The sequence below is a fragment of the Pseudomonas sp. AC083 genome, assembly GCF_979253165.1.
The window spans coordinates 1-267 of the sequence record NZ_CEEDDH010000160.1 but is presented as its reverse complement, the minus strand read 5'-3'; the positions used below and the strand labels follow the sequence as shown (position 1 = coordinate 267).

The 267-nt window shown below is 37.5% G+C and carries 1 protein-coding gene; it reads left to right on the top strand.

Going from position 1 to position 267, the window contains the following annotated elements; genetic code table 11:
• Positions 1–267: homocysteine S-methyltransferase family protein (locus AC0IXA_RS27555; protein ID WP_471814922.1), on the top strand; the 267-nt coding region annotated here is incomplete at both ends.

Sequence of the window (267 nt, the reverse complement as noted above, 5' to 3'; positions counted from 1 at the left end):
ATTTTAAATACACTTTACGAAGCACAAAACGAGTATGTAGATTTATGGATTGGCGAAACTATTTCTAGCATTGAAGAAGCACAAGTAATGGCAAGCGTACTTAAAAATTCAAACAAACCATGCTATTACGCATTTACCTTAAATGATGAAGTTAGCGAACTAGCAACCCTGCGCTCAGGCGAATTGGTAACTGACGCCGTAACCGAACTGCTTGATCACAATATTGCAGGTATTTTATTTAATTGCTCGATCCCCGAAGTAATAGAA